The following is an 8,832-nucleotide window of genomic DNA, read 5'->3' as shown; positions in this document are numbered from 1 at the left end:
ATTGATCGCAAAGATGGCATAAGGGGAAGAAGGAGGTCCCCACAACTTAATTTTTAGACCTCCTATCACTTATTTTCGCTCGATTTGAGCACATCAATTATGAATTTTATTGGAAATCGAAATTTTAGAGCTGGTCCCCAGACTAGCTTAGAGGGCTTTATATGCCCTCAAAACAGTGATAAAAAGCAGAAAATCAAGGTTTTCGGACGGTCTGAGGAGGGGGATGAACCATCATTCCTTCCTGTTTTTTAGGCAAAGTGAGTAATTAAGAAAATAGTATAATATTCTATAAATTCTACATGAAAAGTTTGCAGGTAACGGAATAAAAGTGTATTTTTGCGAAAGAAAGTATTCACTTAAAAAAGCGGTATAGTATGAAAAAGAAATTAGTTTTGACTGCAGCCGTTATCGCTGCATTGTCTGTTGTCTCTTGCAACGGCAAGAAGACAAATAATAAGGAGGCTGACCAGGATAGCCTCAGCTATGCAGAAAAAGATTCGCTCAATTCGAACGATGTGGTTCTCGATTCTATCGCAGGCACTTACGAAGGTACTCTCCCTGCTGCCGACTGCCCGGGAATCAAGACTGTATTGACGCTTAATGCCGACAGTACATACCAGTACTCAGCTGACTATCTGGAGCGCAAGGACGGTCACGACGAAGCAAGCGGCATCTTCAAGGTTCTGGCAAACAACGTGGTAGAAATCATCCGCCCATCCAGCGGCGAGACAACCTACTTCAAGGTGAAGGATGCCAACAGTCTTATCATGACCGACTCACTCGGTACCGAACCTGAAGGCGCCATGGCTAAGCACTATGTGCTGACCAAGAAGAAGTAAGCTATTCACATCTAAAAAAAAGCACCCATCTCATATCAAGAAAGCATCTTTTCTGCTTCCGGAATACGAGATGGGTGCTTTGCGTTGTGGCAGTTGACGCTTTTTCATTGTGGCAGTTGGCGCATTTTTGTTGTGGCAGTTGGCGCATTTTTGTTGTGGCAGTTGGCGGAATTATTTCTTCTGATACACCCTTACATAATCGATGAAATACTTCATCGGAAGAGCGGAATCATCGATTTCGCCACCATTATCACCGCCCAGAGCAAGATTGAGCAGGAGATACTGCGGCTTCTTGAAAGGCTGCTCGCCATTGCCCAGCTTGCCATTCACCGCCTCTGCCTGACTAATCTCGTTGAGAAGTTCATCGTCCAGATAAAGACGGATGCTCTGCTCATCCCAATCCATGCGCCAAACGTGGAACTTATCAGCCCATTGCGAATCACGATTGGTGAAATGGGTGAAAGGGATAGCCTTGCTGTTCCATTTCGCCGTCCAAGGCTTGTCGGTACCCCAGCAGGCATTGGCAAGGATATGAGGCACACCCTGCCTGCGATAATACTCCATCATATCGATTTCTCCATTCGACGGCCAGTCCATGCCGCGTCCCAGAAGCCAGATGGCAGGCCAGGCACCACCCGCTGTAGGAATCTTTGCCCTAACTTCTACCCTACCATAGAGAAACTCCTTCTTCTCTGCCGTATTCACCGAGGCAGAGGTATAATGAATCTTCTCGATGTTCTCAGGCCATCGGCTGCTGTTCTTCCTGAAACCGGGATTTCTGCGAGACTTCTTCTCCTTGCGTGCCTCGATTACGAGATTGCCATCCTTGCAATAGGCATTGGCTTTCTGATACCATTGCGCCTCGTGGTTGCGCTTGAATCCCTCCTCGTAGTTCCACACCTTGGAATCGAGAAGTCCATCGGTATTGAACTCATCGCTCCATACCAGTTTCCAGTCATTCTGAGCCATCAGGGCAGATGGAGACAAAGCCATCGCCAACACTCCGAACGCCATTCCCATTTTCTGCTTTACATTCATATTGATTGATTGTTTTGTTATTAATTTCCAATGATTGTCTGTTTCACGTATAATCATAGATTCAACAATACTGATGATTACTGAATCAATGATGCTTATGATTACCTAAGATGAGGCAAAAATACAAAATTACGATAAGAAAGAAGAGTACTTTTCGAGAAATCAGGAGTACTTTTCGAGAAATCAGGAGTATTTTTCGAGAAATCAAAAGTTATATTCTACATTCCAATATATTACAAACCCATTACATTCTCATCTTTCACGTTAAATTCAATTAAGTTTTGCCCCCGAACCTTCGCTATTCCAGATATTTTTCCTAATTTTGCGTCCACGTTTCCAACGGATGAAATGAATATGAAGATTCAACTATAAAATTAGGTATTATATAAAATAGACAAGGAAAAAGGAAAAAAGAAAAATGGAACATGTTTTTACTGAATCGATGTTTTTGGTGGGCTTCGTGATATTCATCGCCGCCATCCTCGTATTAGACATGCTGGTCATCGACCGAAAGGCGCATGTGGTTTCCATCAAGGAAGCCGGCTCCTGGACGGCTGTATGGATTATTCTCGCACTTGCCTTTGCCGTGTTCATCTACTTTCATGGCGACATGGTGCACGGCATAGAGAACTTCGACGACCTGAAGCTGATAGCCTCGCGCTATGCTTCTCATCTCAAACTGGATCCGAACGATTATGAAGGGAGTCTGCAGCAATATCGCCACTACATGACCATCTCTTACATCTCGGGTTATCTGATAGAGAAAACGCTCTCGGTGGATAATCTCTTCGTGATGATGATGATCTTCACGTCGTTCGGAGTGGACAAGAAAGATTACCAGCACGTATTGAACTGGGGTATTCTGGGAGCCATCGTGCTTCGCTTCGTCTTCATCTTTGCGGGTGCTGCCCTCATCAGCCGATTCGCCTGGATATTGCTCATATTCGGAGGATTCCTGGTTTACAGCGGCGCCAAGATGTTCTTGAACAGGAACAAGAAGGAAGAGATCAACGCCCTCGACCATCCGGTGGTGAAGTTCATGCAGCGACGCCTGCATCTGGGCCCGCTGGTAATGACGGTGGTGTTCATCGAGTTCTGCGATCTGATATTCGCCTTCGACAGTATCCCTGCCGTGTTCTCGGTTTCGCTCGACCCGTTCGTGGTGTTCTTCTCCAACATCTTCGCCATCCTGGGCTTGCGTGCCCTCTTCTTCCTGCTGGCAGCGATAGCCGATAAGTTCCGCTACTTGAAGGTGGGCGTGAGCGTGCTGCTGGTGTTCATCGGTGTAAAGATGCTCATCCACGATTTCTTCGAGATTGATGCAGTAAGTTCGCTGGTATTCATCATCCTCGTATTGCTCGTCAGCATCGGAGCTTCGGTGGTGATTCCACAGAAAAAGGAAGCTTTGGAAAATGCGAAATAAGACTCAGAAACATAAAGTTATCTTTTAGAAAATAAAAAAGTTCTGTCTGCAAATACAATGATGCAAACAGAACTTTTTGTTTATTAAATTAATCTTCCTAATACCTCCTCAACGGTCTATACTTTATGGTGTAAATTCGGTTGAAATAATCCTTCCATTCATTCGGCTCCTTGTCATCATCCCGAACTATCCGGATGCCATAAAACCTGGTGCCCGTTTCCTTATACTCCTTGAACCTCGCCAACATCTGCTGCGGCGGATTCGGAATCAGGAAATCCGTAATCCAAAGCACATCGGCATTCACATAATGCAGACCATCGTTATCCAGCAAATCAAACATCTGGTTCATCATCTTCTTAGCCGAAGTTCCTCCACCAATAAAAGGCAGATGGGTTGTTGTAGGCTGGCGCCGAACACCACGTCCCGTATGAGCCTGACCATCAGAAGACAAACCAGCAGAATTTTCGGGAGATTCTGAAGTTCCGGGAATTCCAGGTGATTCATAAGTCTCCATAACCGTAATTCCTATTCTCTTCAACCGCTCCGCCTTCCGCTTCGCCATCAGATCGATGGCACGGGTACTCACGGAGAAATCTATCAGAAAGCAATCCCGCTCCAAATCCTCTGCCGTTTCTTCCAACAGGGATATCAGCGTAGAAGAAATCCTTTCAGGCGTTCCATACATACTCGCCGAAGTATCCAGACAAACTATCATCGGACCCTTTCGGGAAGCATGGGTAAAGCCGAGTTTGCGGGATGGCTTCGACATTTCGCTCTTGTAACGGAAAGTCTGGAGCCTGCGGGTTCGATACTTATAGATAAAAAGCCCCTCCATATCCTCATCGCTGTATTGCGCCAACTCCAGCGGAAGAAGCGAGTTGAGATCATCGCCCACGGTAATGCCCTCGATGTCACTTCCTGCGGAATGCTCCATCTTCATCTCCACCCCCGAAGCGATGGTGAGCCTATCTTTGCCGTTGGCATCTGCCACACGACCCATCTTCGCCACAATCTCCTTGATTTCCGGATATTTATCCTGAATCTTCACCTGGTTCAGGCGGCGTTCAAACTCCGTTTCCGTCCATCCGTTCGTCATCAGTTCCCAGGCTTGCACGGCTCGCTGCTCCGAAACGCCCTTCGTCTTCATGTTGCGGGTTATCTGGTCCATCATGCGAACCAATCCCGTTTCGAAATTATTCTGACGGAGAGAAATAAAATCCTTCAGTTTGTTCAATACCTGATGGTCGATGCACACCTTCCAGTCTCTAACCAGTCGCTCCCAGTTTTCGGTTTTCGAAGCTCCATCGCCAGCCATCAGTTTCAGGAAGAAAGACTTATCGAATCCATCCTCCTGGTGTTCCTGCTCCAACTGGTCGATGAGCGGAAGCCACACCTGCTCATCCATTCTCTTAAAGGGAGTCCAGTCGAGCACATCATCAGCCCGATGACTTTCGGTCCAGGCACGCTGGCGCTGGAATCGCATGTGATGAACGCATTCCACGATAAACTTTCCCACGCAATCATAGAACACCTTGCTCTTGATTTTGCTGTTCACCACCTGGCGCACGAATTTCTGCACCTCTTCACCAGTTTCCGGAATCGTCACTTTCAGGGTAAAGAGATGAATCAGATAATCCTTCAGCGGGTCTTCCTTCAATTTCCAAGGCATGGCTGTGCCTGTCGGATCAGGAATCTTCACCTGCCCCGACTTGCAGAAGTCGTCCAGCATCTTCAAGTAATACTGCGCCTCCGCCAAATCCTTGTTATTCTGGTATTTCATCTTATTCGATATTTTTTACCAAATTGGTAAAAAGCTTCTTATATATTATAGGAAGACTAAGCCTTCTCTTTCTCCATCAGATATTCTGCGAAGATTCTTGCAGCACTCTCCACTTTGGCTGCGCAAGGACGAGACTTGTAGTATTCTGCCGTTCTTGCCGAAGCCACATAGCTGGATTGCGCCTTCTCATGGCCCTTCAAGCCCAGAATCTCGGCACAGATGATACTACCATTCTGCTCCTTCGATTTGGCTAGCAAATCCTGCACCACCTTATAGCAGGCCGACTTTCCCTCGCGGTCATCCCCCTCGGTCTGTCCACAATCCAAGCCAACGAGCACCACGATGCCCGAAACGGCTCCGCACATCATTCTCATTCTGCCTACTCCACCACCGAAGCCGGCACCAATGCGCTTCGCCATCTCATCATCAAGACCATATAAATCAGCAAAAGCAGCCACCACCGACTGGCAACAGCCATAGCCCTGCATAAAGTTCTCCACCGCCTGGTGAACACGCGCCTCCAATTCTGGAGTCAATATTTTCTGTTCGTTCATAATGTTTTGAATCTTCTGTATATAATTAATGTATAAATAATAGAAGGCGAATAAAACTCATAGAGTTTCATCATATTATACCTCATAGAACTTCATCATATTATGCCTCGTAAAGTTTCATCGTATCCTGTCTGGTAAACGCCAACTCCTTATAGAAATCACGAAGATAGACCGAAATTTCTGTCTTATCATCCGAAGACACGAAGAGATTCTCGCCCAACTGCCTTTCCAGCGAAGTCAAGCCATCCGAAAGGGTTTCGATTTCCCCCTCGTAATCTCTGCCATCACCAGGATTTCTGCGAACACGATGATACTTAATATCTTCGGCAAGCGCATTCTTCATCTCCACGAGTTTTTCTGCGAAAGGAGAAAAGAGTGCACGAATCACGATGCATCTGATAGCATCCCGCTCTTCCGGTTCCTGCCACAGACAATGGTAGATAGGAAGCAGGTCGCAGATATCCACCTCTTCCCTATCCTGCATGAAGGCAGAAGTGCGAAGCAGACGAACGATATTTTTCCATCGGCGGTCGCTCACATAGATGTTTCGGCGCTCAGCAGCCTCATCCACATTCACGGCTCTCAGAGATTTACGGATGGCGGAAATTGCATCAAGCACCTCCTCCTTTACGCCAATCTTACAGATTTTCACCGCCCATTCAGCATACTCCTCAGGGGATATTCTTATATCGCACACGGATTTCACAGATCTCACAGATTTTTTCTTTGTATTCTCAGAAATAAACAAATCTCTTTCTGATGTTTCTACTCCCATTGGCGTTTGCTTTACAGAAGACTTCTTGTACATAACATTAGCCTCATCCGTGGAATCAGTGAGATCCGTGTGAGACTCATTAGAATCCAGCAGCATCGCCCGGAAATTCTTCTCCAGCTTAATCGGTCTACTCTCTATTCTGATGACGAATCGGTCCCAAAGCGCCTCCAGTCCTTCTCCCTTTGCAGGAAGTTCATTACTAGCAGCCACAAGAAGTTTCAAAGGAAGATGCATCTCGCGATTGCCATTTCTGAAGATTTTCTCATTAATCACCGTGAGGAGCGTGTTCTGGATAGCAGGTCCCGCCTTCCAAATTTCATCCAGGAAAACCACATCTGCAGTAGGCAGATATCCCTCCACCGCACGCTCGTAAGTATCCGATGTCTTCAGTTTCTGAATACTCACCGGACCGAAGATTTCATCTGGCGTAGAGAATCGCGACATCAGATACTCGAAACTCCGGGCATCCTTGAATGCCGTTTTCAACTGTCGTGCCACCATACTCTTTGCCACTCCCGGAGGTCCCAGCAGGATGATACTCTCACCTGCCAGAGCGGCAAGGAGCGACAAGGATATCTCCGTCTCCTTCTCATAAATCCCCCGGTTCATCTCACCGAGTAATTGTTTGAATCTTTCAAGCATATCTTTACTTTCTGATCAGAATCGTATAAAGACGAAAAGAAGTTAAGAGATAAAATTCATTATCCCTTAACTTCCTCATATTCTTTTATAAAATAAGGTATGGCTTACTTTACATTGCCAACCTTAATCAAATACTCAGCAATCTGAACTGCGTTCAGGGCAGCACCCTTACGAATCTGGTCGCCGGTCAACCACAATGTGTTACCATTGTCATCAGCCAGATCCTTGCGGATACGACCTACATATACATCGTCCTTACCGGCGCTCTCCAATGGCATTGGATAAACGTAGTTCTGTGCGTCATCCTTAACGGTTACGCCTGGAGCAGCCTCCAAAGCCTTGCGGATGTCCTCTACTGCCAATGGCTTCTCTGTCTCGAACCAAACACTCTCTGAGTGAGAACGGAGTGAAGAAACGCGAACGCAGGTAGCACTGGTGCGAACATCAGAGTGCATGATCTTGCGGGTCTCGTTAAACATCTTCATCTCCTCCTTGGTGTAATCGTTAGGAGTCATCTTGTCAATCTGTGGGATGACATTATATGCCAACTGATGAGGGAACTTATTGATATGCTCAGTCTTACCAGTCTCGATGATGTCCTTATACTGCTGTTCAAGCTCTGCCATGGCAGCAGCACCAGCACCAGAAGCACTCTGATAAGAAGAGATATGGATTTTCTTGATATGGCTTAAGTCATCGATAGGCTTCAACACTACTACCATCATGATGGTGGTACAGTTAGGGTTGGCGATGATGTTGCGAGGGCGGTTCAAGGCATCCTCAGCATTTACCTCAGGCACAACCAGAGGCACGTCGTCGCACATACGGAATGCGCTAGAGTTATCAATCATCACGGCACCATACTTGGTGATAGTCTCGGCAAACTCCTCAGAAGTGCCGCCACCAGCAGATGTGAAAGCAATATCGACATCTTTAAAGTCATCGTTATGCTGCAAAAGTTTGACCTCATAGTCCTTTCCCTTGAAGTTGTATTTTCGTCCGGCAGAACGCTCAGAACCAAACAACACCAAATCATCCATAGGGAAATTTCTCTCGGCAAGGATACGCAAAAATTCCTGTCCTACTGCGCCACTTGCACCAACAATTGCTACTTTCATAATCGAATCTTTTAATTTATAAAGTTGTTATAAGTGAATCTATATATGAGAAAGATGCTCCTTTCCAGCCGGATGTTTCTCCATCTTTAATTGCCAAAACAGCTTATCTTCTCAAATCCGCTGCAAAGTTAAGACTTTTTTTACAATAACAAGCATAAATTCCTAAAAATTATTGCTTTTTGATGCATTTTTATCATTTTTGCTTACTTTTCTGCATAAAGCTACCCTAAAACTGAAATTAGATAGCAACAGTTGTCATTCAGCAATGAACTGTAAGTAAAAGGGTAAAAGAGTAAAAAGGTAAAAGAGTAAAAGAGTAAAAGGGTAAAAGAGTAAAAAGGTAAAAGAGTAAAAAGGTAAAAGAGTAAAAAGGTAAAAGGAAAAACAGCTAAAAGAATCTGCGTCATCTGCGAATTGAAAATCGGCGGCCGAAGGGAAAGCCAAATCTGCGTGACAAAAAAAATCAGCATAAAAAAGCAATCAGCGTGAGAAAACAAAATCAGCATGAAAACAAAAGAGCCCCGACTACTTTCGTAATCGAGGCTCTTGATAAAAGAAGGCGGCTACCTACTCTCCCGCATTGCATTGCAGTACCATCGGCGCAAGTGAGCTTAACTTCTCTGTTCGGAATGGGAAGAGGTGGGACCTCACCGCAATAACCAC

At 45.7% G+C, this 8,832-nt stretch carries 7 protein-coding genes and 1 rRNA gene; 2 read left to right on the top strand and 6 right to left on the bottom strand.

The genetic code is table 11. From position 1 onward, the window contains the following. The first annotated feature begins 374 nt into the window (after positions 1–374). Positions 375–839: a copper resistance protein NlpE gene (locus tag ACTQ53_RS16695; RefSeq protein ID WP_296973667.1), complete on the top strand. Its 465-nt coding sequence runs from the start codon at positions 375–377 to the stop codon at positions 837–839. Between the two features lie 171 nt (positions 840–1,010). Here the strand turns inward: ACTQ53_RS16695 and ACTQ53_RS16690 are convergent, their stop codons facing one another. After that, on the bottom strand, positions 1,011–1,853 hold the full coding sequence (locus ACTQ53_RS16690; RefSeq protein ID WP_441934356.1) for a glycoside hydrolase family 16 protein: 843 nt from the start codon (positions 1,851–1,853) through the stop codon (positions 1,011–1,013). Positions 1,854–2,295: 442 nt separating this feature from the next. Here ACTQ53_RS16690 and ACTQ53_RS16685 point away from each other — a divergent pair, with 442 nt between their 5' ends. Next, a complete protein-coding gene (locus ACTQ53_RS16685; protein WP_217762218.1) occupies positions 2,296–3,300 on the top strand; it encodes a TerC family protein in 1,005 nt (334 codons plus the stop codon). Between the two features lie 97 nt (positions 3,301–3,397). Here the strand turns inward: ACTQ53_RS16685 and ACTQ53_RS16680 are convergent, their stop codons facing one another. The 5 genes from ACTQ53_RS16680 to rrf all read right to left on the bottom strand — a co-directional run. Next, entirely contained in the window at positions 3,398–5,080 is a 1,683-nt protein-coding gene (locus ACTQ53_RS16680; protein ID WP_441934353.1) for a kinase, read from the bottom strand. 56 nt (positions 5,081–5,136) lie between these two features. After that, positions 5,137–5,604, bottom strand: a complete 468-nt coding sequence (locus tag ACTQ53_RS16675; protein ID WP_187360440.1) for a C-GCAxxG-C-C family protein — start codon at positions 5,602–5,604, stop codon at positions 5,137–5,139. 130 nt (positions 5,605–5,734) lie between these two features. Continuing rightward, complete coding sequence (locus tag ACTQ53_RS16670) at positions 5,735–7,051, bottom strand: AAA family ATPase (protein WP_441934351.1); 1,317 nt, start codon at positions 7,049–7,051, stop codon at positions 5,735–5,737. A 104-nt stretch (positions 7,052–7,155) separates the two neighbouring features. Further along, positions 7,156–8,169 (bottom strand): aspartate-semialdehyde dehydrogenase, encoded by a 1,014-nt coding sequence (locus ACTQ53_RS16665; protein ID WP_089544301.1) that lies wholly within the window; start codon positions 8,167–8,169, stop codon positions 7,156–7,158. 554 nt (positions 8,170–8,723) lie between these two features. Further along, a 5S ribosomal RNA gene (gene rrf / locus ACTQ53_RS16660) occupies positions 8,724–8,832 on the bottom strand; the annotation flags it as partial.

The sequence above is a fragment of the Prevotella sp. Sow4_E9_plate genome (assembly GCF_052116205.1).
Taxonomy (GTDB): Bacteria; Bacteroidota; Bacteroidia; order Bacteroidales; family Bacteroidaceae; genus Prevotella.
The sequence above is the reverse complement of the archived record's forward strand: the minus strand, read 5'-3'. Positions and strand labels throughout refer to the sequence as shown.